The following is a 24,679-nucleotide window of genomic DNA, read 5'->3' on the forward strand; positions in this document are numbered from 1 at the left end:
TTTGCAAGGGCAGCGGCCGCCCCCGGCATTACGTTCTATGTTGAGTACAAGCTTCGGTTGGATTGTGCACAATCACGCTTGTCACTATGCAGTAACCGTGCCATGCGAAAACGTGGGGTTTCGCTTGCTTCTGGTGCAAAAACGCTAGCGTTCGGGAGATGTTTCTTGAGAATGTCGCACCAACGTCGGCCAGACTGGTCTCAGGGTTGTGCACAATCCAAGCACGGTTTGCTCGATTAGAATGACGAGATGCCCGAGCCGATGACCCCCCCGACCTCCTCCCCCCGCCGCAACAACGCCGAAGTCGACGCCCGCATTTCCGATGCGGTGTACGACGCCATCCTTGAACAGAAGCTGCCGCCGGGCACCCGCCTGGTCGAGGCGCAGCTCTGCAAGGCGTTCGGTATCACGCGGGGAACATTGCGCCGGGTGCTGGTCAAGCTGGCGCATGAAGGGGTGGTCGAGCTGCAGCCCAACCGTGGCGCGACGATCGCCGTGCACGACGCCACGGAGGCGCGCCAGGTTTTTGGTGCGCGGCTGATTCTGGAAACCGGCTCGGTGCGAGAACTGGCACAGCACGCGACTGCGGAGCAACTAGCCGAGTTGCGCGCGCTGGCGGCTGCCGAACATGCCACCCGCGAATCCGGCAATTGGCGAGACTGGATCCGCCTCTCGGGCGATTTCCACATCCAACTGGCCGAGGCCAACGGCAACCCCATCATCACGTCGATGCTGCGCACGCTGGTGGCGCGCACATCGCTGCTGATCGGGCTCTATGAATCGCCCGCGCGGCCGAGTTGCGGCCATGACGAGCATCTGGCCATTCTGGATGCCGTGGAGCGTCGCGAAGGCGAGCGCGCTGCCCGGCTGATGGGCGAGCATCTGGGCGAATACATCGCCGCGCTGGAGCTTGAGCCTAAGCAGGTGGAGACGATCGATTTCGCCAAACTGTTCCACCGCGTCAAGGTTTGACGCGGCGATGGGCTAGCGCTGCATGAGCGCAAGCGCCAGCAAGATGCCCACCGGTGGCAGCACGCACCAGAACGACAAGAAAGAAAACGCCAGGGCCCCCAAGACCGCGCCAATGGCGAACCCGCACAACGGCGGCACCATTTTCCTGAGCCGAGTGCGGGCGACGTCCTTCTGCGTCCCTCTGGGCGACAGCAGCTCCACCACATCAATCACGATCTGCGTAGTGTTGCCCGTCATGATGGTGGTGGGAGCCTGCTCTCCGAGCACAAGGCGCGCCTTGGCGTTCTGCACGCCCATTGCCGCCACGCCAATCAGCCCGGCCACAATCGTGGCCGGTGCGTCGGCCGATTGAATCGGCAGCGCCAGCAACCCCGCCACCATGAATGCCAGCAGCAGCGCCGCCTGCGCCAACAGCAGCGGCCGCAGCGGTGCCACACCGCGCCGCGTGAATGCCGCCACCGCCAACTTGGTTGCCGCCACCGCCAGCACAAACATCGGCAGTGCCAGCAGCTTGGCAAGCACGCCTTGACCGGAGCCGGCCAACTCCAGCCCGATCATCACGAAGTTGCCCGTGACGTGCGCGGTGAACAGCCCGAACAGTGCAGCGAAGCCCACCACGTCCACGTAGCCCGCCACGAACGCCAGCAGGCTGCCCTGCACGATCATGAAGCGTGCCGATGGTGCTACGGCCACCGGGGCCACTGTGGCTTCAGAAGGCAAAACACGAACACCCGAAGGCGCCCCAGAAACCGCGGAAGTCAGTGGTCGGCACATTGGCCGTGCGCGCTTTCTGGTGCGCGTGGCCGTGCACGGAACAGGAACCCACGCAGTGGTGCACCTGCTGCTGCAACGGCGCCGCCGGCCGCCAGTGCCCGGGCACACGCGACACGGGCGACCACTCCGGCAGCACCGGAATCGGCGGCGGGCCGAACTCTGTGAACTCCGCTGCGCCGTAGACGATGCGACCGCCCACCACCGTCAGCACCGATTCGATGGTCTTGATGTCGGCCTCGGCCACGCTGAAGAAATCCGCCGACAACGCGGCCAGATCAGCGAGCTGCCCGACCTTGATCTGCCCCTTGTTGCCCTGATCCGCCGAGAACCACGCGCTGCCGTGCGTGTACAGCTCCAGCGCCACCTCGCGCGGCAGTCCTTCCGGATACAGCGCCATGCCGCCTACCGTGCGACCGCTCGACAGCCAGTACAGCGACGTCCACGGGTTGTAGCTCGACACGCGCGTGGCATCGGTGCCGGCGCCCACGGGCACGCCTTCAGCCAGCATGCGCTTGATGGGTGGCGTTTGTTCAGCAGCGGCTGCGCCGTAGCGGTCGACAAAGTATTCGCCCTGGAAGGCCATGCGATCTTGAATGGCGATGCCGCCGCCGAGCGCACGCACGCGTTCGATGTTCTTCGGCGAGATCGTCTCCGCATGGTCGAAGAACCACGGCAGGCCGTTGAACGGAATGTCGCGGTTCACGCGCTCGAACACGTCGAGCATGCGCGAGATCGATTCGTCGTACGTGGCGTGCAGACGGAACGGCCAGCGCTGCGCGACGAGGTGGCGCACCACGGTCTCCAGTTCCTGCTCCATCGTCTCGGGCAGGTCGGGGCGCGGCTGCAGGAAGTCTTCGAAATCCGCGGCGGAGAAGACGAGCATTTCGCCCGCACCGTTGTGGCGGAAGAAATCATCGCCCTGGCGGTACTGCACGCTGCCCGTCCAGTTCTTGAAGTCGGCCAGCTCCTCTTTGGGCTTCTGCGTGAAGAGGTTGTAGGCGATGCGGATGGTGAGCTGGTTCTGCGCCGACAGCTCGCGAATGATTTCGTAGTCTTCCGGGTAGTTCTGGAAGCCGCCGCCCGCATCGATGGCGCTGGTCACGCCCAGGCGGTTCAACTCACGCATGAACTGGCGCGTGGAGTTGACCTGATATTCCGGCGGCAGCTTCGGCCCCTTGGCCAGCGTTGCGTACAGGATCATCGCGTTGGGCTTGGCGATCAGCATGCCGGTGGGCTCGCCCGAGGCATCGCGCTGGATCTCGCCGCCCGGCGGGTTCGGCGTGTCCTTGGTGTAGCCGACCTGCCGCAGCGCCGCGCGGTTGAGCAGTGCGCGGTCGTACAGGTGCAGCACGAATACGGGCGTGTCGGGCGCGGCCTGGTTCAGCTCTTCCAGCGTGGGCATGCGGCGCTCGGCAAACTGGAACTCCGTCCAGCCGCCCACCACGCGTACCCACTGCGGCGACGGCGTGCGCGCGGCCTGCTCCTTGAGCATGCGCATCGCATCGGCCAGGGACGGCACGCCTTCCCAGCGCAGTTCCAGGTTGTAGTTCAGCCCGCCGCGGATCAGGTGCAGGTGCGAATCGTTCAGGCCGGGGATGACGGTGCGCCCGCGCAGGTCGATCACCTGGGTGGCGGCGCCGCGCTGCGCCATCACCGTGGCATCGTCGCCCACGGCAGTAAACCGGCCGTCGCGCACGGCAACGGCACTGGCGGTGGGGCGTTCGCGGTCGACCGTGTGGATGCGGCCGTTGTGCAGGATGAGGTCGGCAGTCATGGTCATCAGTATTTGGGGAAGATCGAAAAACGTCCGGGCCCGGCAATCAGCACGGTCGTGAAGATGATCAGCAGCATCCAGCCGAATTGCCCATCCGCGAGCGACCAGTCGGGGTGCACCACCAGCATAGCCACCAGCAACGTGGCGACAATGGGCAGACACGCCAGCCGTGTGAGCACACCCAGCGCAATCAACAGTGGACACACCGTTTCCGACAGGATCGCCAGCAGCAAGGTGGGAGCAGCACCCAGATGGAATGGGTCTTCAATGCGTGTGAGTTCCTGGCTGTAATGCAGCACCTTGGGCAGGCCGTGCACGGCAATGAGCAAGGCGCTGCCGGCCACGCGCAAAAACAGCAGGCCGGCGTGCAGCGCAGTGTCGTGTGTTACGGCGGAGGTGGGTTCGAGCGAGAGGCGCGTCATGGCATCAGCTCGGGCTGCCCGGCGCGCGGTCGCCGGTGGCGGCAATCTCGGCCGGCGGTGCCTTGGGCGGTGCGCCCGTGATCTTCGGCACGCACTCCTGGCGGAACCACGCCATGGTGAGCGGCTCGCCGGCCAGCAGGCGCTGCGCGGTCGGCACGATCTGCTCGCCGATCAGCATGCCGAGCAGCCCGACCAGCGCAATCGCAGGCGGCGCCGGCGAGCGTACGTGCAGCAACGCATAGATGACGCCGACCAACATGCCGACGCCAATGGAGATGAGGTAGGGCTTCATGAGGCCTCCTGTCAGGCAGTGATCGGGGCCGGTGCACGCGCGCTACCGCGCACCGGCTCACCCAGTTTAGGACGACAGGAATGCCAGCAAGTCAGCGTTGACCTTGTCTGCCTCGGTCACGCACATGCCGTGCGAGCCGCCCGGGTAGACCTTGAGCGTGCCGTTCTTGACCAGCTCCACGCCCAGCCGCGCCGAATCGTCGATCGGCACGATCTGGTCGTCGTCGCCATGCAGGAACAACACTGGCACGTCGATCTTCTTCAGGTCTTCGGTGTAATCGACCTCCGAGAACTCCTTGATGCACAGGTACTGACCGTGGATGCCGCCGGTCATGCCCTGCGCCCAGAAGGCGTCGATCGTGCCTTGCGAAACCTTCGCCCCCGGCCGGTTGAAGCCGAAGAACGGCGTGGCGAGATCGCGATAGAACTGCGAGCGGTTGTCCGCCACCCCTTTGCGGATGCCGTCGAACACCTCCATCGGCAAGCCCTTTGGGTTGGCGGCCGTCTTGAGCATGATGGGCGGTACGGCACCGATCAGCACGGCGCGCGCGACCCGCTTGGTGCCGTGCCGGCCGATGTAGTGCGCGACTTCGCCGCCGCCAGTGGAGTGGCCGACCAGCGTGGCACCCTGGATGTCGAGTGCATCCAGCAGCGCCGCCAGATCGTCGGCATAGGTATCCATGTCGTTGCCCTTCGAGGGCTGGTCGGAGCGGCCGTGGCCGCGCCGGTCATGCGCAATGACGCGAAAGCCCTTCTGCACGAGGAACAGCATCTGCGCGTCCCAGGCGTCGGCGTTGAGCGGCCAGCCGTGCGAGAAGACGACCGGCTTACCGGTGCCCCAATCCTTGTAGAAGATGCGCGTACCGTCTTGAGTCGTGATCGTTTGCATGATGGGAATGGAGGTGTGCGTGATGGCGAATCGGGCGGCGCGTGCAACAGCAGCGCTGCTGCAGAGGCGTCGCCCGAGGGCAGGGATGTGGCTTGGGTGGCAGCGCGATCAGCGGGCAGGCACCGCCGCCAGCGCTTCGTGCGGCGTGGCGGTGCGCTGCGGCGCCTTGTGCACCATCGTGTAGGCGTAATCCACGCCCATGCCGTAAGCGCCGGAATGCTCCTTCACCAGTTGCATGACGGCGTCATACGTGTCGCGGTGGGCCCAGTCGCGCTGCCATTCGAGCAGCACTTGCTGCCACGTCACGGGCACCACGCCGGCCTGGACCATGCGTTGCATGGCGTAGTCGTGCGCTTCCTTGGAGGTGCCGCCCGAGGCGTCGGCCACCATGTAGATCTCGTAGTCGGCATCGTGCATGGCCGACAGCGCAAAGGTGCAGTTGCACACCTCCGTCCACAGGCCCGAGACGACCACTTTCCTGCGGTTGTTCTTGGCCAGGGCGTCGCGCACCTTCTGGTCGTCCCACGAGTTCATCGAGGTGCGTTCGAGCAGTGCCTTGTCCGGAAACACGTCGAGCAGTTCGGGGTAGGTGAAGCCCGAGAAGCTCTCCGACTCGACGGTGGTAATGGTGGTGGGGATGTTGAAGATCTTGGCTGCCTTGGCAAGCCCGACCGTGTTGTTCTTCAGGGCTTGGCGATCCATCGACTGCACACCGAAGGCCATTTGCGGCTGATGGTCGATGAAGATCAGTTGACAGTTCTGCGGGGTCAGTACTTCCAGCTTGGGGTTGGTCATGGCCGTGTCCGATTGGGTGAGGCTGGGGGGAAGCTCGGGGAAGCTTCAGAGAGCGCCACCGTCCCGAGGCTGCATTGGCGCGGTGAGGATCGGCGGCCCATCAATGATAGGAAGCCGCGCTCCGGACACAACGGCCCAATCGGCGAGTGCAGTTTTTGCGATTACCGAACAATCCGTGCGGTTTCGCGAAATATGCGACCGGTCAGGCTGGCGCTACCGCACCCAGCCGCGTTCCAGCAAAGGCGTGTCCCACGCGAGTTCACCTGCGTGGTGGCTGGCCAGGCAATCAATCAGCGCACTCACCTTGACGGCCTGCCGCTGCGTGGCGGGGTACACCGCCGAGAAGTACAGCGGTGCCAGGTCGTAGTCGGCCAGTATGGGCACCAGCCGGCCCGCGACCAGATCGTCGCTGATGACGAGGGTGGGCAGGCAGGCAATGCCGGCACTGGTGAGCGCGTAGTCGCGCAGCAGGTGCACGGAGTTGGAACGTACCTGCTCGGGCAGGTCGAGTTCGGCGCGCACCTCGCCGCCGCGCGAGAACACCCAGCGCTTGCGGGTCGGGTAGCCGGAGTACAGCGCGAGTGAATGCTGCAGCAGATCCGCCGGTTGCTGCGGCAGGCCATATTCCTCAACGTACGCGGGCGTTGCGCAGAACATGCGCCGCAGCACGAACAGGCGCTTCTCGATCAGCGAATCATTGATGGGGGGGAAGATCTGGAACGCGACGTCGAACCCCTCGGCAATCGGGTCGACCACGCTGTCGTCCACCACCACGTCGAGCTGGATGTCGGGGTATTGCGCGCCAAACTTGGCCAGCGGCGCGGCAAAGTGACTCAATGCGTAGCCGGGCAGCATGCGGATGCGCAGCTTGCCGGCCGGTGTGGCGCGCAGGCCGCGCATCTGGTCGGTCAGGTCCGTCAGCATGCAGACGGCTTCGGCGCAGCGCTTGTAGTAGGTCTCGCCCACCTCCGACAGCCGCACGTGCCGTGTGCTGCGGTGGAACAGCGGCGCTTCGATAAAGCGTTCCAACTGCTGCACGCGGTTGGTGACCACCGAGTTGGTCACGCCCAGCTGGCGTGCGGCTTCGGCAAAGCTGCGCGTTTCGGCCACGCGCACAAAGGCTTCAATACTGAGAAAGCGGTCCATAGGTACGGTCCATGCGCCGCAGGTGAGGGTGGCGCGACGCCAGCCATCATACGGCGATCCTGACGAATGTGACGTTGCCGCCCGCGGGGCTTTTCCGGGGATCGTCTGGTCGTTTATCCTCTGCAATCTGTTTCATTCCCATACCAAACTACCAAGCGAGGAGCAGTTCATGGCAATCCAAACGGTCGGCATCGTCGGTGCTGGAACAATGGGCAACGGCATCGCGCAGGCATGCGCCGTGGTCGGGCTGGATGTGGTGATGGTGGATATCAGCGATGCCGCCGTGCAGAAAGGCATCGCCACCGTGGCGGGCAGCCTGGACCGCCTCATCAAGAAAGAGAAGGCGACCGAAGCCGACAAGGCCGCCGCGCTGGCCCGCATCCAGGGCTCGACCAGCTATGACGACCTCAAGCGTGCCGACCTCGTCATCGAAGCCGCCACCGAGAACTTCGACCTGAAGGTCAAGATCCTCAAGCAGCTCGAAGCGGTGGCTGCACCGCACGCCATCGTCGCGTCCAACACGTCGTCGATCTCGATCACCAAGCTGGCCGCCGTGCTGCAAGATGCCAGCCGCTTCATCGGCATGCACTTCTTCAACCCGGTGCCGATGATGGCGCTGGTGGAAGTCATCCGCGGCCTGCAGACGAGCGATGCCACGCACGCCGACGTCGAGGCGCTGGCCAAGCAGCTCGGCAAGACACCGATCACGGTCAAGAACAGCCCGGGCTTTGTGGTCAACCGCATCCTGTGCCCGATGATCAACGAGGCGTTCTGCGTGCTGGGCGAAGGCCTGGCCTCGCCGGAAGAGATTGACGAAGGCATGAAGCTCGGCTGCAACCACCCGATCGGGCCGCTGGCGCTGGCCGACATGATCGGCCTGGACACCATGCTGGCCGTGATGGAAGTGCTGTACACCGAGTTTGCCGATCCCAAATACCGCCCGGCCATGCTGATGCGCGAGATGGTGGCCGCTGGCTACCTGGGCCGCAAGACCGGTCGCGGCGTATACGACTACAGCAAGTAAGCGCACGGCATTCGCGCTGTCCGCCAACTGTCCGGTCGGATTCGCGAGAAGTGTCTGCAAGTGTGCATGGAGGCGGTGCGGCGGTGCGTTGATGATGACGTATCGCCACACCGCTTTTTTCTTTCACACACTGCACACCGGATACCGCCATGTCGCGCTACGCCTACCGCCTGCTCAACGTCTTTGCCGAATCCACCTTTGGCGGCAACCAGCTCGCCGTCTTTGAAGATGGGCGCGGCCTGGACGACGCCACCATGCAGGCCATCGGACGCCAGTTCAATCTGTCCGAGATCACCTTCATCTTTCCCGATGACACGGACGGCGCCACCGCGCGCTTCCGCATCTTCACGCCCGACTACGAGATGCCGTTTGCCGGTCACCCGTCGCTGGGGACCGCGCAGGTGGTGCGCGAGCTGTACGGTCCGGGCAACGAACTGACGCTGCGTTGCCAGTCGGGCATCGTGTCGCTGACGGCGCAGGACGAGGGGTGGTCGCTGGTGCCGCCGCGCTCCGGTGCGCTGAATACGCGCGAAGCCGATCCGGCCATCGCGAAGATGCTTGGGCTGGACACGGACGCGCTGGCAGGCCCGCCGCTGTGGGTGGACGCCGGTATCGAGCAACTGATGGTGCCGGTCAAGACGCGCGCGGATGTGGAGCGTGCCCGCCCTGATCCTGCTGCGTTCGACGCCTGGCCGCGCAGCCGCAACGATGGGCGCAACGCCTATGTGTTCACCATGCCCGCGCCCGGCAGCAATGACCCGGTGGTGTCACGTTTCTTCTTCGAATATGGCACCGGCCTGTGGGAAGACCCGGGCACCGGTTCGGCCTGTGCCAACCTGGGTGGCTGGCTGCGCGCGACTGAGCATACGCTGCCGGCAAGCTATCGCATCGAGCAGGGCGCTGAGGTGGGGCGGCCGTGCTACCTGACGCTGCAGGTCGATGCCGACGGCACCATCCACGTGGGGGGCCGCGTGATCGAGATCGGCCGCGGCACGCTGACGATCTAAGTGATTAAGCGGCAGTGCTAGCTGACGGCGCTAATTGACGACACTGAGCTGCTTGCAGAAGAACGTCGTTCCGCAGAGCGCGCCGTCGGGCATCAACGCGTAGTTGGGCACCGTGCCGACGCGTTGCCAGCCGGCGCGTGTGTACAGCCGCTCGGCATCGCCGCCAGTCACGGTGTCGAGCACCAGCACCGTCTTGCCTTCGGCGCGGGCGATGTCGTCCAGCGCCATCATCAACTGCTGTGCAATGCCCCGCCGACGCGCGCGGCGGTGCACGAGCATCTTGGCCACGTCTGCGCGGTGCGGCTGGTTCTCGGGCTGCGCCAGAATCAGCTGCACGGTGCCGAGCACGACGCCGCGCTCGTCTTCGGCAATCAGCAAGGCGCGTTCGTTGCGCGCGACCCCTTCGGCTACGTTGCGCCAGAACGCCTGCGCCTTGTCATGCGACAACGGTTGCATGAAGCTGACCGACGCGCCCCCCTCCACGCAATCGACCAACACATCGGCCAGCGCATCGACGCAGGCGCTCGCTTCATTGGCGCTCACGCGGCGCACGATCACTGTGTCGGTCATTTCGTTCTCCAGCCAGCAGGCGACACCGTGGTGAGTGCCACCAGATAGCGCGCCGGCCGCTGCGTCGGGTTGTGAAAGACGATCGGGCGATCCAGCTGCATCGCCAGGCAATCGCCCGCGGCGAGGCGCCAGTGCACGTCGCCCACGGTCATCTCCATCGTGCCTTCGACGATCCACACCTGCTGGTAGATCTCGGAGTCGCGCACGCTGGTGTCGTAGGCGACGCGCTGGCCGGGCGGAAAGTGCACCTCTACGAGCTGGATGGGCGAGCGCGCGGCCGGCGAGAGGTTGCGGCGTACGTAGCCGGAGTCTGGGTCGGTCCACTCCGGCTGGTCGGTCGCGCGTGCTACGGGCGAGGGTTCGGCGGCCGGCGCCGCACCCTCTTCGAACAGCGAAGCGAGCGTCACGCCCAGCGCAGAACTGAGCCGGTCGAGCACGGCAGCGGTCGGGCTGCTCTGGCCGCGTTCGATCAGGGAGATGGCCGAGCGGCTGACCTGGCTGCGTTCGGCCAGGGCGTCGAGCGAGAGGCCCTGGGCGTCGCGCAGTTCGCGCAGGCGGCGGGCGATGCGTTGGTGGATGTCCATGTTGTCAGTTTAATGGAAATTTTCATCCAGTAAACTGGAATTTGAGGGAGGGATTGTCATCGCCTCCGGCCGTCAATTGCTGCGCGGTTTTGCGCGAGCGGTGTCGTGCAGGAGGTAGACAGGATTTTCTAGACAAGTTTTTCTAGAAAAGTTAGTCTACATGCCGATCGCTACAGAACCGACGTATCGCCATGACCAAGACCTCGCCTCGCATCAAGCCCACCGCTGCTGAACTGAACCTCCTGCGCGTGTTGTGGCAACTGGGGCCGGCCACGGTCAAGCAGGTCCATCAGGCGGTGCAGACCGAGAAGCCGGAAACGACCTACGCTGCGGTGCTGCGCCAGTTGCAGATCATGCATGCCAAGGGGATGCTGGTACGCGACGAGCGTGAGCGTTCGCACGTGTACGCACCGGCGCAGCGCCAGAACGTTCTGCAGAGCGGTCTGCTGAACGAGTTCATCAACAAGGCGTTTGCGGGCTCCGGCAAGGCGCTGGTTCTTGCGGCGTTGCGCGGGCATGTCACCAAGGAAGAGCGCGCCGAGATCGAAGCGTTGCTGCGCGAGGAAGTCCGGTGAGCACAACGCCTGCCATTCTGGTTCAGGCGGTAGGCTGGGCGCTGCTGCACTTCCTCTGGAAGGGGGCACTGCTGAGTCTTGCCGCCGCACTGTTCCTGCGGCTGACGCGAGGCGGTCGTCCGCAGGTCCGGTACATCGTGCTGTGCATGGCGTTGGCGCTGTGCGTGCTGATTCCTCTCGTCGACGGCTATCGCCAGTTCACGGCAATGATTGCCGCCATGGCCACCATCGACCCTGTGCCGGCGATGCCCATCTGGATGCCGCAGGCCGCAGCGCCCGCCTTGCTGGAAGACCCGATGCTGTGGGTGGTGGCGGCCTGGCTGTTCGGCGTCGGCCTGATGATGGTGCGAGTGGTCGTGGGCCTGGCCTGGGTGCATCGGCTTGCGCATGCATCGCATGCCTGCGCCAACGATGCGTGGCAGGCATGCGTGTCTGCGCTTGCGCAACGCTGTGGAATTCGTCGCCCGATCCGGCTTCGGGTGGTGCCTCATCTGTCCGGTCCCGTCGCCGCCGGTTGGTGGCGCCCCGTTGTGCTGGTGCCGGCTTCGTTGTTGACGCAGATGCCACCGGACCTGATCGAGGCGTTGCTGGCACACGAGGTCGCGCACATCCGGCGTTTCGACTATCTCGTCAACCTCATGCAGCGGGCGATCGAGGCGTTGCTCTTCTATCATCCGGGCGTGTGGTGGTTGTCCGGACGCATCCGTGTGGAGCGGGAGCTGATTGCCGATGAGCTCGCCGCGAGCCTGACCGGCAACCCGCGGCATCTGGCGCTGGCACTCAATCAGCTGAGCCAGCAGCAGGGTGTGGAGGCAGCCCCCGCGGGCGCGGCACTGTGGGCGCATGGCGGTGTGCTGTCCGAGCGCATCCGCCGGCTGGTCAGGCCGCAGCAGCCCGCCGGATGGACGTCGGTTGGCTTGACCGCAGCGCTGGGTACCGCACTGGTTGTGTCGGCGGTCGTCGTGCCGCAGTACGTGGGCGCCGCCCTTGCTCGCGAGGCGCTGTCGGTGTCGGATGACGCGCAGCGCATGCTCGTCCACGCTGCGGCCATCGGCAAGGTCGAGGCGCTTGTCGGCATGATCCAATCCAAACATGTGTACGTGGTGGAAGACGGCAGCGGCAAGGTGTTGCTCCAGCGCGATGCAGACAGCGTCGTCCCGATTGCATCGTTGACCAAGCTGATGACCGCCATGGTGGTGCTGGATGCGCGGCCCGAGCTGGATCGCGTTGTGCAGATTGCTCCGGCCGATGCGGGCACACCGACGTTGCGTCGCGCGGGTGTGCCTGTCGGGACAAACCTGCCGCTGCGCGACGTCATGCAGCTTGCACTGATGTCATCGGACAACCGGGCCGCCTTTGCCCTGGCGCGAACCTACCCCGGGGGCATGCCTGCGTTCGAGCGGGCATTGCATGCAAAGATCGCCGCACTGGGGCTGACGCATACCGCGCTGAATGAACCGACGGGCCTGTCGGCGTACAACCGATCGACGGCCAGCGACATCGCCATCATCGCCAAGGCAGCAGCGGACTACCCGGAGATCCGCCGCGATACCACCTATGTAAGCGAGACGCTCCAGATCAATGGCCAGCCGGTGGAGTACCGCAACACCAATCCGTTGGTCGGTGCGCGCGGCTGGGACATTCAGCTCTCCAAGACAGGCTTTACCCATGACGCTGGCCGCTGTCTGATCATGCAGATCCGCTCTGCCGGCACCAGCATCACGATGGTCCTGCTCAATGGGGATCGGGCGGTGAGTGTACCCACCATGTCCTGATCCGCATCCTGCGTGCCACGGCGCTCGCCTGAGCTCGGCGTGCGTCACGTTTTCCCCGTCGCTGTTTCCTTGTCCGGCAGGTTGCATCTGGCCGGTCAGGAGACGTTCGTCCCGACGTTTTGACGTGCAACCCTGCCTCGCCCTTTGCTGAATCGGCTATTGAGTTGAGGCCCAATCAAGAGAGAAGAACATGAAACGCTGGTGTGTCGCGGCAGCCATCCTGACCGTCAACCTGATGAGCCAAACCGCTCAAGCCGGAACCATCTGCACCGTCATCGCGGATGCAGCATCGGGCGATGTATTGGTACAGAACGGCGATTGCGCCACGCGCGTCACGTCGGCCTCCACCTTCAAGATCGCACTCAGCCTGATGGGGTTCGACGCCGGCATTCTCAAGGATGAACATACGCCCACACTGACGTACCGCGACGGCGATGTCGCGTGGGGCGGTGATGCCTGGCGCCAGCCCACGGACCCAGCGCGGTGGATGCAGTATTCGGTGGTCTGGTTCTCGCAGCGGGTGGTCCAGTCTCTTGGTGATACCCGCTATCAGCACTATGTCGACCTGTTCGACTATGGAAACCGGAATGTATTGGGCGAGCCGCGCACCCCACGTGCGTGGGCCAACGGGTCGCTGCAGATCTCGCCGCTGGAACAGGTGGCGTTCCTGCGCAAGGTCGCCAACCGCACGCTCCCGGTGAGTGCCACCGCCCTGGACATGACTTGGCGCGTGACCGAAGTCGCCACGCTGCCCGGCGGGTGGACGATTCACGGCAAGACCGGTACGGGCTCTCCGGGGGCGCCGATCACGCATGAAGGCAACTATGACCGGGCGCATGCCTACGGCTGGTTCGTCGGCTGGGCAACGAAGGGGCCGCGCACGCTGGTGTTCGCGCGCCTGACCCAGGACACCCAGGCGCAGCCGACGCCAGCCGGCATGCGCACGCGCGATGCACTGCTGAGCGATCTGCCAGCGCTGGTTGATGGCGTGACGCGATAGGACAGTCATGCTGACCGACATGCGCAGCAAACGCATCGACGTGATCCGTGGGGTCGCCATCCTGCTCGTCCTGTTTCATCACTTCAACATCGCCTATCGCTTGAGCGATACGTCACTTGCTGCGGTCTTCGGGCCGGAGCTTGTGCAGGCCGTGGCCCGCAACGGCAACTATGGGGTGACCATGTTCTTCGTGGTCTCGGGTTACCTGATCACCTCCAATGCCCTGCGCCGCTGGGGGCAGCTTGGCCGCATCGACGCGTGGGCGTTCTACGGGCTTCGCATCGCGCGCATCGTGCCGTGTCTGCTGTTGCTGCTCGCCATCGTGAACGTGCTCGCGCTGTACGGTGTTGCGATCTTCCAGAACCACGTCGCGACGGGTGAGCCCGTTCCGCTATGGCACGTCAATCTGGCGAGCCTGACCTTCACCATGAACGTGCTGATTGCGCGGGTGGGATGGGTCAACTATCCGTTGGGCGTCCTATGGTCGCTCTCGGTCGAGGAGGTGTTCTACCTCACGTTCCCGTTGCTGTGCCTCGTGCTTCGGCGTGAGTCGCTGCTCTGCCTGTTCTGGGCAGCGATCATTGCGGTCGGCCCGCTGTACCGGCTGACCCACCAAGGGGATGAGGCTGGATTTCTCTACGCGTACTTCGCCAGCTTTGACGGCATTGCCATCGGTTGCGGTGCCGCCGTTCTTTCCAGGCGGTTCGCCCTGGCCGGCATGACGACCTGGTTCGTACAATCCGCGGTCGTCGCCTTGATGACGTTTCTTTATCTGTGGTGGCCGATCGCACAGAGCAACGTCCTGGGCGTGACGGCGATGGCGCTTGGTACGGCGGTGCTGCTGTGGCCAGTGCAGCGTTCGGCGACCAACGATGGGCGGCGCTTCAATCGTGTCGGTGCGGCGGTGGCATGGTGCGGCAAGAACAGCTATGAGCTGTACCTGTTTCACTTGATTCCGTTGGCGGTACTCAAAACAGGGTTCCCGCGCGCCACAGTTCTCGGTGACGAGAAACTCGTGCTGCTGGCGGCGTTCATGCTGTTTTCGTTCCTGCTGGCTGCGAGCATTGGGCGGTACTACGCGGAGCCGCTCAACCGCACGCTTCGGCAACGTCTTCTGCAGCCGCGGCGCACACAATCCACCATCGTTTGAACGGGGACGCATCCCCCGGTTATTGCGGTAACCGGGGGATGCGCGGCGCGAGATTACGCGGGACCATGCGCCTCGCTGGCGCGCTCGAACAGCCATGCGAGGAAGATGTTGAGCGACCGGTCATCCGCTGCATCCCGATACAGGCAGTGAAACGGCGGCCCTTCCAGCTTGACCTCCGGAAACAGCATGACCAGGCGCCCATGGTCGACGTCGTCCTGAATCACGGCCCGTGGGGCCAGGCAGATTCCCAGCCCACTCATCGCAGCCTTCACCAGCAGGGCGAATTCGTCGTAGAACGGTCCGCGCAGGGTTTCACCCATCGAGACCCCCGCCTGGTGAAACCAGTACTGCCACGCCTGGGGCAAGCCGACGTAGTGCAGCAGAGGTGCATGGCGCAGGTCCGCCGGCGTGCGCACCGCTGCCAGTGCGGGATGATGCGGCGCGCAGATCGGCACCGCCGCGTTGGCCACCAGGGGTTTCGACGTGAAGCCTTGGCGCCGCAACTCCGGCGTGTAGCGGCGGATGACCACGTCGCTTGATTCATCGATGCGCTCCACGTCTGTATCAGGCGTGGACACCAGCTCAATTTCGATGCTTGGGTGCTGCACATGAAAGTGCGCCAGTTGCGGAAGCAGCCAGCCATGGGCGAACGACGACGAAGTATTGATCCGGATCTGGCGCCGGTCCGGTGCTTCGAACATCTGCTCCGTGGCCTCGGTCAGGCGCCCGATGCAACTTGCGACATCCACCAGGTAGTGCCGCGCCCGCAACGTCAGGCGCAGGGATCGCCCATCGCGCTCGAAGAGCTTCTGCCCAAAGAACGTTTCCAGCACGCGGATCTGCTGGGCGATCGCGCTCTGCGTGACATTCAACTCTTCGGCGGCAAGGGTCAGGCTGTTCAGGCGCCCAGCAGCTTCAAAGCTGCGCAGGGCATTGAGAGGGGGGAGTCGGCGCATGGCGCAATGTCAAAGAACAGCTAAAGCGTCGTGGAAAAAAACTCGTTTGTGGCAATGAAAGCGGCTTCCTATCATAGGCGCCACATTGGATCGGAAGATGATGATTGCATTACCCAGCCTACTCAAGACATCGGTGCTGCGCTCTGCGTGGCGGTCATTTCCGTTCGATTGCTGGATGCCGCTGTGGATGCACCAAGCGAGCCGCTACTTGGGACTGGCCAGTGTTGTCTTGATGCTGGTCGCCTGCTCAGGTCCGCCGCCGAACGAGCGTGAGACCGGCAGTGGAGGAACGCTCGTGCGATACAGCTCTCGCCAGGTGAGTGTGGACCTGACCGATGCGGAGCAGCAGAGCCTGCGCACCATGCGCGACCGTACGTACGCCAACACCGCGCCGGATCGTGCACTGAGTGCCGTGGCCAAGGCGTTGACCGAACTGGGTTACGCGCCGGTGTCGGTCGACAACGAAACCGGCCTGGTGGAAGCGGGGCATAGTGACACGCTGGTGCCCAAGTGGCGCCAGTTGCTTCGTGGCGCGCTCAAGAATTACACCGGCATGTTTCCGGCCAAGCCGGATCACGAACGCGTGTCGGCGGTCATCGCGGTCAAGGCGGGCGCTGGCAACCGGGCGACGCTGGTGCGCGCCCGGTTCGACAGCACGGTCTGGGATAGCAATGGCGATGCGCGCACGAAGACCGTGCTGCAGCGGGAGGTCTACGACGGCTTTTTCGCGGGCGTGGACAAGGTGCTGTGTACGGCTGCGTGCAAGGGGCAGCCCTAAGCGCCCAAGTCGCCAGCGCAGGCGGCGTCCGGTACGTGTCGTGCGCCTGGCTGGCGAGTGCGGTGCGCTAGTCCCGCTTCTGCACGGCGGGCGGCAGCCACGTGCCATCCAGCGCAGCTTCCTTCGGCCACGTCAGTTGCATGCGCAGCAGGAAAGGCCCGACGGGCGGCGGCAGCCAGTTGTTACGCATGCCCTTGGGCGGCGCACGCTGGATCAGGATGTCGAGCGAGCCATCGCGGTTCAGGCGCGGGTGGTCGGCTTCGCTGATGACGTTGCGCAGGCCGGGGCGCTCGGCGGTACGGCGCGGTTGCTGCACAGCGGCCACGGCCCAGCCGGCGTTCTCCGGCGGGAGCTGGTTGCGGTCGAAATGCAGCACGTAGCGGTGCGTGCTGTCCAGCGGCAGGCTGTTGGCGTCCGCTGTGGCGGTGGCAATCAACATGTCCTGCGGTACGTCGGTACCGCCGCCCGACCACGAGATGATCGCGCGCTGCGCATAGTCCAGCCCATACGCGCCGATCATGCGCGGGATAAACCAGCCGTTCTGCGTGATGGACGGCTGCTTGGCCGCCATCGAGAGCGTCTCGCGCGCGGCAGTCACGCCGGCATCCATGACCTTGAGGCTGGTGGAGTCCACGGCCTTGGCATCGAATGGCGTGCCGGGCGCGATGCCCAGGTTGCGCAGCGCTGCCACCATCGTGGAATCCGCCGCGTGCGGCGGGTTGTCCTTGAGCAGCTCCGCAAACCGCGTGAAGTAGGTGTTGGCATCGAGCGCGGTCACACGGCGGCGTGCAGCATTCAGGCTGACGTCGATGTCATTGGCCTTGTCGGCTTCCGCTTCTGTTTCGCGCGCGCCGGCTTTGCCGAAGGCGTCCAGGGGCGTGATGCGGTAGCGATCCTGCACACGGCGCGCAGCCGCTTCATCGCGTGCGCCGGCAACCTGTGTGCGTGCGACGACCCATACCAGGTTGGTTGGCGCGGCAATCTGTTTGACACCTGCCGGCAGCGTGCCTTCCCAGCCTGGCGGCGTGATGGCGTAGTGGGCCGCGCGTGCACCGGTGGTGCGGTTGCCGAGGGATTCGAACACGTCCGTCCAGGCGTCGTGCACCGCTACCCAGATGTGGCGGCGGCCGACGTCGGGCAGGCTCAACACAACCGGCCCGTTGCGCAAATCGACGAAGGCGCTGCTGGCGAGCACATCCACGCGCGCACGCACGCCGGCCGGCAGGGTTTCGTCTTCCAGCGTGCGCTGGTGCATGAAGCGCCCATTGGGCGCGATGGCGGAAGTGACCTGCATCAGCGCGTCCGTCATCATCAACGGAAACGCATACACATAGGCGGATCGGACTTGTGCCTCGCCGGCTTGCGGCAGGCGCAGTTCGTTGGCAGCGGCGGGGTTCGGGTCCTGGGTCGCGCAGCCGCTCAGGGTCAGGGCCGCCGCGCTCAGCGCCACAGCCGCCAGCCTTGTGAGCGGGCGCGCGGGCGCATGGCAGTGCGTCATCGTGTTCTCCATCTTGTCGGTACGCGGCAACAGGAAACCAGACGCCTGTCGAACATCCCCCCAAGGATGCTTGCGCATACGGTTGCGTGGTCGCCCGTCACGACGCCACGCTTGTTGTTGAGCATCTTTTGAATTTAGAAGTGCCGCCCTCGCAAGTCAATCGAAGTGCGGTGGGGTGCGCACGGTGGGGTGCGCGGGATGCGCCTACAGCCGCAGATGCAGGGCAAGCCGCAATTTGGCGGCATCGTACTCGGCTTTGAGCCGCGTGACGATCTCGCCGGCGGGGGGCAGGTCGGCAATCTGGCCTACCCCCTGCCCGGCGCCCCAGATGTCTTTCCAGGCCTTGGCACGGGAGCTGCCATCGCCAAAGTTCATTTTCGATTTGTCGGCCTCGGGCAGGGCTGCGGGGTCCAGGCCCGCCAGCTCGATGCTCTCGCGGATGTAGTTGCCGTGCACCCCTGTGAAGAGGTTGGTGTAGATGATGTCGGACGCTGCTGCGCGCACGATGGCTTGTTTATAGCTTTCCGCCGCATGCGCCTCCTTGCTGGCAATGAAGCGCGTGCCGATGTAGGCGAGATCGGCGCCCATGGCCTGCGCGGCGAGGATGGCATCCCCCGTGGCGATGGCGCCCGACAGTGCGATCGGCCCGTCAAAGATGCGCCGCACCTCACCCACCAGCGCAAACGGCGACAGCGTGCCAGCATGCCCGCCCGCACCCGCCGCCACCAGGATCAGGCCATCGACACCGGCTTCGAGCGCCTTCTCGGCATGGCGCAGGTTGATCACATCGTGCAGCACGATGCCGCCGTAGCTGTGCACCGCATCCAGGATCTCCTTGACCGGCGCGCGCAGCGAGGTGATGAAGATCGGTACCTTGTGCTTGACGCAGGTGGCCACGTCCTGCTCCAGCCGCGCGTTGGAGTGGTGCACGATCTGGTTGACGGCCAGCGGTCCCACCACAGCGTGCGGGTGCGCGGCGCCGAGTGTGGCTCGATATGCGGCGAGGTTTTCGTTGATCTGCGTGAGCCATTCGTCCAGCACCTCGGCCGGGCGCGCATTGAGCGCCGGAAACGCCCCGACGATGCCGGCCTTGCATTGCGCCAGCACCAGCTCCGGATAGCTGACGATGAACATCGGCGAGCCGATCACCGGCAGGGTCAGGTGTTGCAGCGCGGGTGGCAGATGCTTGGCGGCGGGCATGGCGTCTCCTGATGGGGAAAGGCAGACAGCGTCGTTCGATTATAGGAAGCGGGCGCCGCGTATTGCCCCGAATGTGACCTTCGCTGTGCTGGCGGCTTCTGCGCTAGCATGCTGGACATCCCATTGCGCCAGAGGAAGAGGAGACCGTCATGACTGCACCGCTGTCCATCGAAGCCGCCACCGCCGCCGCCGATCAGGCGCTGTTTCCGGGCTTTCGCCCGTTCCGTCAGGTGGTCAACGGCGTCGAGATTGCCGGTGTGATCGGCGGCAGCGGCCCGCCGCTGCTGTTGCTGCACGGTCATCCGCAAAGCCATGTGATCTGGCACAAGGTCGCGCGCGAGCTGGTGAACGATTACACCGTTGTCGCCACCGATTTGCGCGGCTATGGCGCATCGTCCAAACCGGCCGGCAGCGCCAGGCACGCGGAATACAGCAAGCGCGTGATGGCGCAGGACCAGGTCGAGGTGATGCGCGCACTCGGCTTCGGCCGCTTCCGGCTATGCGCGCATGATCGCGGCGCACGCGTGGCACATCGCCTGTGCGTCGATCACCCCGTGCACGTGGAGCGCGCCATGCTGCTCGACATTGCCCCCACGCTGGCGATGTATGAGCAGACCGATATGGCCTTCGCCTCGGCGTACTGGCACTGGTTCTTCCTGATCCAGCCCTCGCCGTTTCCTGAAACACTCATCAACGCCACGCCGGATTTCTACATCAGCAAGCTGATGGGCCTGCGCCATGCGGGGCTTGAACCGTTCGCACCGGAAGCGATGGCCACCTACGCCGCCGCCATGCGCGAGCCCGACTGCGTACATGCTATGTGCGAGGACTACCGTGCCGCTGCCACCATCGATCTTGAGCACGATCGCGCAGACCGTTCCGCCGGCAAGCGTGTGAGCGTGCCGCTGCGCGTGTTGTGGGGCGAGCATGGGGTGATCCAGCGGTGCTTCAAGCCGCTGGAACTGTGGAGCGCAGTGGCCAAGGATGTGAGCGGCGGTACCGTGCCATGCGGACACTATGTGCCGGAGGAAGCGCCGGAGGCGTTGCTCAAGGAGATGCGGGCGTTCTTTGCTTGATGCGAACCGCAATGGCAGCGGGCGTCGCGATCATCAATCCCGATACGTTTTTGGAGACGCCTTCGGGGCGCGTGTGGACGCCCGAGCGCAGCAAGGCGGCGTGGGATCGCTGCTTTCAGGCGCTGGAGGATCGCTTGCGAGAATCCACGCCGAGTGGACCACACCGGCTGCTGATCGTTTGTGGATCGCAAGGGGCAGGGAAATCCCATTGGATTCGCCAGAATGCGCAGCGCTATGCACCGTGCATTTGCTTCGATGCCGCGCTTCCTGGCATTCGGCATCGGCGTCCGATTTTGGAGTTGGCGAGTCGATACGGTGCTGAGGCGATCGCTGTGTGGATCGATACGCCGCTCAGCGTGGCACTCACACGAAACGCTCTGCGCGCGCCAGACAAGCGTGTGCCGGAAGACAGCATCAGGAGCGTCGCTGCCCTGTTCGAGCCGCCATCGGCTGAAGAGGGCTACAGCAACGTTCTGCGGTTGGACGGTTCAACGCCAGCGTTTCGCCCGGTCCCTCAGCATTGACCAGCGTCGCCTTACGCGTCGGCCCACTCCCGCAGCAGGTTGTGATACGTCCCCGTCAGCGCAATGACGGACGTGTCGTCCTGCCCCAGCAGCCCCATCAGCCGCTGCAGTTCCATATCCATCTGGAACAGCAGCGCGCGATGCGCGTCACTGCGCACCATGCTCTGCAGCCAGAAGAACGAACACACCCGCGCACCGCGCGTGACGGGCGTGACACGGTGCAAGCTGCTGCTCGGGTAGAGCACCATGTCGCCGGCCGCGAGCTTGACGCGGTGCTCGCCAAAGGTGTCGTCGATGACGAGTTCACCGCCGTCGTAGTCTTCGGGCTCGGTCAGGAACAGCGTGCAGGAGAGGTCGCTGCGGATGCGGAAGTCGGTACCGCGCAAATGGCGCACAGCGTTGTCGACGTGGTTGCCGAAGGTCTGTCCACCTGCGTAGCGGTTGAACAGCGGTGGGAACACCTTGAGCGGCAGCGCGGCCGAGAAGAACAGCGTGTTGGCCGCGAGCGCATCCTGGATGAAGGTGCCGACCTCGCGTGCGGCGGGCGAACCTTCGGGCAACTGCATGTTGTGCTTCACCTGGCCCGACTGCGCGCCGGCGGTGACTTTGCCGTCCACCCATTCAGCGGCGTCGATGATGGTGCGGCAGTGTGCGACCTGGTCCTTGGTAAGGACGGCAGGAATCTTCAACAGCATGGCGATTCGGTTTCGAGTGTGCCGGCCAGCCTGCGCAATCGCGCATCGGGGTGGCCGGCAAGAAAGTCATGTGCCTTGGCGAGGAAGGCGGGTGTCGCGCTGCGCGGTACGGCGCGCATCCACGTGAGGGCTTCGTCCGCGCGGTCGGTGAGCGCGAAGAGCCGTGCCGCGTTGAACTGGCCACGGAAGTCGCCGCCCTCAGCCGCACGCAGGTAGCAGGTCAGAGCCATCCCCAGGTCGACCTCGACTTCCCAGCCGTCTTCATAGAAGCCGCCGACGACGTTGATCGACTTGGCGTGGCCTTGCGCAGCGGCAGCCTGGAAGAGGGCGAAGGCTTGCGCACGGTCCTGCGGCACACCGCGCCCGAGCTGCAGGCTGGTGGCGTAGTTGTACTGGCCCCAGTCGAGGCCGGCATCCGCCGCGCGGGCGTACCAGTGCGCGGCGGTCCTGTCGCAGGCGGGTGCGCCCCAGCCGTGCTCGTAGCAGCGGCCGAGCATGTTGGCCGCCATGGCATGGCCGGACACCGCGGCGGTCTTGAACCAGAAGAGGGCTTCGGTGCGATTGCGTTCGACACCATGACCATCGAGCAGCCATTGGCCGAGGATGGCCTGTGCCTCCGTATGGCCACGACGAGCGGCGCCGGCAAGCCAGTCCGCCGCGCGATCGGCCGGGCCGGTCAGTACGGCGTGAATGGCATCCACCACCGCAGCATCGGCTGCGGCGGTTTGCGCTTGTGTCGCCATCAGTACCGGATACCCAGCGTCAGGATCGCGGCGCGCCCCGGTGCGAGCGATGCGTAGTGCGATGCATACGCCTGGTTGTAGTACTTCTTGTCGAACAGGTTTTGCACGTTCAACTGCAGGTTCATGTGCTTGTCGATGCGGTACGAGGCCATCGCATCGAAGCGCCAGTAGGCCGGCACCCACTTCGGGTTGGCAGGGTTGGAGCTGCCCCAGACCTTCGACACGTAGTACGCGCCGCCGCCCAGCGTGAACTTCGGCATCGGCTGGTAGGTGGTCCACAGGCTGAAGCTGCTCTTGGGCGTGTTGGGGAATTCCGTGCCGTTGGTCACACCAAAGGCCGAGCCCGAGCCGCCGTTGTTGCGCAACTCGCTCTTCAGGTACGTGTAGCCGCCAAACACTTGCCACTTGTTGGTGAGTGCGCCCGACCAGCCCAGTTCGAAGCCATCCACGCGCTTGTTGCCGGCCATGGCGGCGGTGCCGTCCTGCAGCACGATGCGTGCGTTGGTGGTTTCGATGCGGAAGATGGCAGCGGTGAGCGCCAGCTTGTTGTCCAGCACGTTCCACTTGGTGCCGAGTTCGTAGGCGCGGTTCTTCTCGGGGGCGAGCACGTCGCCGCGATTGCCTGAGCGGTCCGGCGTGAGTGCGCTGCCATCGGCGCCTTGACCCGCCACTGAGCCCGACGGCGTGGACGACGTGCCGTACGCCACGTAGATGCTGCCGTTCTGCGCAGGCTTGAAGACGAGGCCGAGTTGGTAGTTCAGCAGGTTGTCGTCACGCGAGAAGCTGGAGCGCACGCCTTGCGCGTTGGCCGAGGTGGTGGCCGAAGCCGAGTAGCGGTCGAAGCGCAGGCCACCGTTGATCTGCCAGCGCGGCGACAGTTCGATGGTGTCGAACACGTACGCCGATTGCGTGCGCACCGTGGTCTCGGCCGGGTTGTTGGCCAGCGTGATGTTGCCCGTCCACGGGTCATTCGGGTTCGGGTTGAACAGGCTCGTGCAGTTGTAGCCGCCGGCCGCGCCGATCCCGTTCGGGCAGCGGTTGCTGCCGGTGGGGACGTTGTAGGTGTCGTTGCTGCTGTGCTCGCGCGAGAACTCCAAGCCCGCCGCATAGCTGTGCCTGAAGCCGCCGGTCTCGAACTTGCCGGTCGCCTCCGTCTGGTTGGCGACGGTGTTGGCCACCGAGTAGCGGGTGTTGGCGCGGCGCCACACCATGCCGTAGTAGATGTTGCCCTGGCTGTCGTCGGGCTGCGTCCAGACGTAGTCCTGGCTGGTGCGCGCGATGCGCGTGGTGTTGCGCAGCTTCAGCGCGCTCGACACATCGTGCTCGAGCGAGAGCGTGCCCATGTCGACGCGGTCACGGCGGAAGTCGCGGCCCAGGCCGTAGTAGGTATTGCGGCCGACATCCACCGGCGAGCCATCGCCGGGTGCAAACAATTGCGGACGGCCATCGGTGCGGCGGTTGAACGTGCCGTTGTTGTAGGGGATGCCCGTGTCCGGCGTGTCGTTCGATTGCAGGTGGTAGTACGACAGCGTGGCGCGCGTGGGCGTGCCCAGCCCGAAGGCGATGGACGGCGCGATGCCCCAGCGGCTGAAGCTCGTCACATCGCGGCCCGGCGTGCCGGCGTCGTGATACATCGCGTTCAGGCGGAAGGCTGCGTGTTCGCCGATCTGGTAGTTGCCGTCGGCCGTGGCGCGCTTGTACGCCGCATTGCCCACGGAGATCGTGCCCTCGGTGAAGTGCTCCAGCTTGGGCGTCTTGGAGACGATGTTGATCGCCCCGCCGGCCGAGCCGCGGCCTTCATATGCGCCCGACGGCCCCTTGATGACCTCCACCGATTCCACGTTGAACATCTCGCGCGATTGCGCACCGATGTCGCGCAGCCCGTCGAGGAAGGTGCTGGCCTGCGCGTCGTAGCCGCGGATGAACGGGCGATCGCCCACCGGGTTGCCGCCTTCACCCGCACCAAACGCAATGCCTGGCACCGTGCGCAGCGCTTCGGTGAGGGTGACGGAGCCCGTGTCCTGCAGCACTTCAGCGGGGATCACCGTGACGGATTTGGGCGTGTCGACCAGCGGCGCGGTGAATTTGCCGCCCGAGGCTTCGTCGGTCTTGAAGCCACTGCTGCCGGTGACCGTGTGGGTCGGCAGGGTGGCCGTCACTGAATCCTTCTTGGTTTCCGCCACGGCCGGTGTGGCCGCCACGGCAAAGCTCATGGCCCCTGTCAGGTATCCCACCACCGAATGTTCGGCGCGCTTGCGTTCCGTCTGTGCTGCTTGCATGGCTTGGTGCCCGCTCCCCTGAAAAATCTTGTTACATGTTTGGTGCAAATGAGAATTGTTATCGTTCGCATGTGAAGGAGTCAACGAAGAATCTGTCGATTTCCTTATCGTCTGAAGAAAATCTCCAATAAATCAATGTGTTATGCCAAGCGAGCTGCGGGGCGCGGCAAAACGCAGCATGT

At 64.9% G+C, this 24,679-nt stretch carries 25 protein-coding genes; 10 read left to right on the forward strand and 15 right to left on the reverse strand.

The window, feature by feature from the left end:
* The first annotated feature begins 261 nt into the window (after positions 1-261).
* Positions 262-972: a GntR family transcriptional regulator gene (locus ACS13N_RS08900; protein ID WP_438931325.1), complete on the forward strand. Its 711-nt coding sequence runs from the start codon at positions 262-264 to the stop codon at positions 970-972.
* 12 nt (positions 973-984) lie between these two features.
* Here ACS13N_RS08900 and ACS13N_RS08905 read toward each other — a convergent pair whose 3' ends face one another.
* The 7 genes from ACS13N_RS08905 to ACS13N_RS08935 all read right to left on the reverse strand — a co-directional run bounded on the left by ACS13N_RS08905 (position 985) and on the right by ACS13N_RS08935 (position 7,063).
* Complete coding sequence (locus ACS13N_RS08905) at positions 985-1,692, reverse strand: YoaK family protein (protein ID WP_438931326.1); 708 nt, start codon at positions 1,690-1,692, stop codon at positions 985-987.
* Positions 1,682-3,520, reverse strand: a complete 1,839-nt coding sequence (locus tag ACS13N_RS08910; RefSeq protein ID WP_438932817.1) for an amidohydrolase — start codon at positions 3,518-3,520, stop codon at positions 1,682-1,684. The genes ACS13N_RS08905 and ACS13N_RS08910 overlap by 11 nt, the downstream gene beginning before the upstream one ends.
* A 5-nt stretch (positions 3,521-3,525) precedes the next feature.
* Positions 3,526-3,942: a DoxX family protein gene (locus ACS13N_RS08915; RefSeq protein WP_438931327.1), complete on the reverse strand. Its 417-nt coding sequence runs from the start codon at positions 3,940-3,942 to the stop codon at positions 3,526-3,528.
* 4 nt (positions 3,943-3,946) lie between these two features.
* Complete coding sequence (locus ACS13N_RS08920; protein WP_438931328.1) at positions 3,947-4,234, reverse strand: XapX domain-containing protein; 288 nt, start codon at positions 4,232-4,234, stop codon at positions 3,947-3,949.
* Positions 4,235-4,300: 66 nt separating this feature from the next.
* On the reverse strand, positions 4,301-5,122 hold the full coding sequence (locus ACS13N_RS08925) for an alpha/beta fold hydrolase (RefSeq protein WP_438931329.1): 822 nt from the start codon (positions 5,120-5,122) through the stop codon (positions 4,301-4,303).
* Between the two features lie 108 nt (positions 5,123-5,230).
* Complete coding sequence (locus ACS13N_RS08930) at positions 5,231-5,917, reverse strand: hydrolase (protein ID WP_438931330.1); 687 nt, start codon at positions 5,915-5,917, stop codon at positions 5,231-5,233.
* 213 nt (positions 5,918-6,130) lie between these two features.
* Positions 6,131-7,063, reverse strand: a complete 933-nt coding sequence (locus ACS13N_RS08935) for a LysR family transcriptional regulator (RefSeq protein WP_438931331.1) — start codon at positions 7,061-7,063, stop codon at positions 6,131-6,133.
* A gap of 169 nt (positions 7,064-7,232) precedes the next feature.
* Here ACS13N_RS08935 and ACS13N_RS08940 point away from each other — a divergent pair, with 169 nt between their 5' ends.
* Together ACS13N_RS08940 and ACS13N_RS08945 are read left to right on the forward strand one after the other, a co-directional pair.
* The gene (locus ACS13N_RS08940) at positions 7,233-8,087 is read left to right on the forward strand and encodes a 3-hydroxybutyryl-CoA dehydrogenase (protein WP_438931332.1); all 855 of its coding nucleotides are present in this window, start codon (positions 7,233-7,235) and stop codon (positions 8,085-8,087) included.
* A gap of 149 nt (positions 8,088-8,236) precedes the next feature.
* The gene (locus ACS13N_RS08945) at positions 8,237-9,094 is read left to right on the forward strand and encodes a PhzF family phenazine biosynthesis protein (protein WP_438931333.1); all 858 of its coding nucleotides are present in this window, start codon (positions 8,237-8,239) and stop codon (positions 9,092-9,094) included.
* Between the two features lie 30 nt (positions 9,095-9,124).
* On the opposite strand, the gene ACS13N_RS08950 is transcribed toward ACS13N_RS08945, so the two are convergent.
* Together ACS13N_RS08950 and ACS13N_RS08955 are read right to left on the reverse strand one after the other, a co-directional pair.
* The gene (locus tag ACS13N_RS08950) at positions 9,125-9,664 is read right to left on the reverse strand and encodes a GNAT family N-acetyltransferase (protein ID WP_438931334.1); all 540 of its coding nucleotides are present in this window, start codon (positions 9,662-9,664) and stop codon (positions 9,125-9,127) included.
* The gene (locus ACS13N_RS08955; protein WP_438931335.1) at positions 9,661-10,248 is read right to left on the reverse strand and encodes a helix-turn-helix domain-containing protein; all 588 of its coding nucleotides are present in this window, start codon (positions 10,246-10,248) and stop codon (positions 9,661-9,663) included. Before ACS13N_RS08955 ends, ACS13N_RS08950 begins: the two co-directional genes overlap by 4 nt.
* A gap of 191 nt (positions 10,249-10,439) precedes the next feature.
* Here ACS13N_RS08955 and ACS13N_RS08960 point away from each other — a divergent pair, with 191 nt between their 5' ends.
* From ACS13N_RS08960 to ACS13N_RS08975, 4 genes are all read left to right on the forward strand, one after another.
* Complete coding sequence (locus ACS13N_RS08960) at positions 10,440-10,823, forward strand: BlaI/MecI/CopY family transcriptional regulator (protein ID WP_438931336.1); 384 nt, start codon at positions 10,440-10,442, stop codon at positions 10,821-10,823.
* Positions 10,820-12,598 carry a M56 family metallopeptidase gene (locus tag ACS13N_RS08965; RefSeq protein ID WP_438931337.1) on the forward strand — a complete coding sequence of 593 codons (1,779 nt, stop codon included), beginning with the start codon at positions 10,820-10,822 and terminating at the stop codon, positions 12,596-12,598. The genes ACS13N_RS08960 and ACS13N_RS08965 overlap by 4 nt, the downstream gene beginning before the upstream one ends.
* A 190-nt stretch (positions 12,599-12,788) precedes the next feature.
* Positions 12,789-13,598, forward strand: a complete 810-nt coding sequence (gene blaOXA, locus ACS13N_RS08970; protein WP_438931338.1) for a class D beta-lactamase — start codon at positions 12,789-12,791, stop codon at positions 13,596-13,598.
* Positions 13,599-13,605: 7 nt separating this feature from the next.
* Positions 13,606-14,748 (forward strand): acyltransferase family protein, encoded by a 1,143-nt coding sequence (locus ACS13N_RS08975; RefSeq protein ID WP_438931339.1) that lies wholly within the window; start codon positions 13,606-13,608, stop codon positions 14,746-14,748.
* A 53-nt stretch (positions 14,749-14,801) separates the two neighbouring features.
* Here the strand turns inward: ACS13N_RS08975 and ACS13N_RS08980 are convergent, their stop codons facing one another.
* Positions 14,802-15,704 (reverse strand): LysR substrate-binding domain-containing protein, encoded by a 903-nt coding sequence (locus tag ACS13N_RS08980; RefSeq protein ID WP_438931340.1) that lies wholly within the window; start codon positions 15,702-15,704, stop codon positions 14,802-14,804.
* A 97-nt stretch (positions 15,705-15,801) separates the two neighbouring features.
* Here ACS13N_RS08980 and ACS13N_RS08985 point away from each other — a divergent pair, with 97 nt between their 5' ends.
* Positions 15,802-16,482 carry a hypothetical protein gene (locus tag ACS13N_RS08985; RefSeq protein WP_438931341.1) on the forward strand — a complete coding sequence of 227 codons (681 nt, stop codon included), beginning with the start codon at positions 15,802-15,804 and terminating at the stop codon, positions 16,480-16,482.
* Positions 16,483-16,549: 67 nt separating this feature from the next.
* Here ACS13N_RS08985 and ACS13N_RS08990 read toward each other — a convergent pair whose 3' ends face one another.
* Positions 16,550-17,980 carry a DUF1254 domain-containing protein gene (locus tag ACS13N_RS08990; protein ID WP_438931342.1) on the reverse strand — a complete coding sequence of 477 codons (1,431 nt, stop codon included), beginning with the start codon at positions 17,978-17,980 and terminating at the stop codon, positions 16,550-16,552.
* Positions 17,981-18,184: 204 nt separating this feature from the next.
* Positions 18,185-19,180 (reverse strand): NAD(P)H-dependent flavin oxidoreductase, encoded by a 996-nt coding sequence (locus ACS13N_RS08995; protein ID WP_438931343.1) that lies wholly within the window; start codon positions 19,178-19,180, stop codon positions 18,185-18,187.
* A gap of 149 nt (positions 19,181-19,329) precedes the next feature.
* On the opposite strand from ACS13N_RS08995, the gene ACS13N_RS09000 reads away from it, so the two are divergent.
* The gene (locus ACS13N_RS09000) at positions 19,330-20,256 is read left to right on the forward strand and encodes an alpha/beta fold hydrolase (RefSeq protein WP_438931344.1); all 927 of its coding nucleotides are present in this window, start codon (positions 19,330-19,332) and stop codon (positions 20,254-20,256) included.
* An 11-nt stretch (positions 20,257-20,267) separates the two neighbouring features.
* Complete coding sequence (locus tag ACS13N_RS09005; RefSeq protein WP_438931345.1) at positions 20,268-20,780, forward strand: AAA family ATPase; 513 nt, start codon at positions 20,268-20,270, stop codon at positions 20,778-20,780.
* A gap of 11 nt (positions 20,781-20,791) precedes the next feature.
* Here ACS13N_RS09005 and ACS13N_RS09010 read toward each other — a convergent pair whose 3' ends face one another.
* The 3 genes from ACS13N_RS09010 to ACS13N_RS09020 are packed head-to-tail and all read right to left on the reverse strand — an operon-like array spanning position 20,792 to position 24,497.
* Entirely contained in the window at positions 20,792-21,475 is a 684-nt protein-coding gene (locus ACS13N_RS09010) for a Fe2+-dependent dioxygenase (protein ID WP_438931346.1), read from the reverse strand.
* The gene (locus ACS13N_RS09015; RefSeq protein ID WP_438931347.1) at positions 21,466-22,218 is read right to left on the reverse strand and encodes a tetratricopeptide repeat protein; all 753 of its coding nucleotides are present in this window, start codon (positions 22,216-22,218) and stop codon (positions 21,466-21,468) included. Before ACS13N_RS09015 ends, ACS13N_RS09010 begins: the two co-directional genes overlap by 10 nt.
* Positions 22,218-24,497: a TonB-dependent receptor gene (locus ACS13N_RS09020; RefSeq protein WP_438931348.1), complete on the reverse strand. Its 2,280-nt coding sequence runs from the start codon at positions 24,495-24,497 to the stop codon at positions 22,218-22,220. The genes ACS13N_RS09015 and ACS13N_RS09020 overlap by 1 nt, the downstream gene beginning before the upstream one ends.
* Between the last annotated feature and the right edge of the window lie 182 nt (positions 24,498-24,679).

The sequence above is a fragment of the Ralstonia sp. 24A2 genome (genome assembly GCF_051783885.1).
GTDB lineage: Bacteria > Pseudomonadota > Gammaproteobacteria > Burkholderiales > Burkholderiaceae > Ralstonia.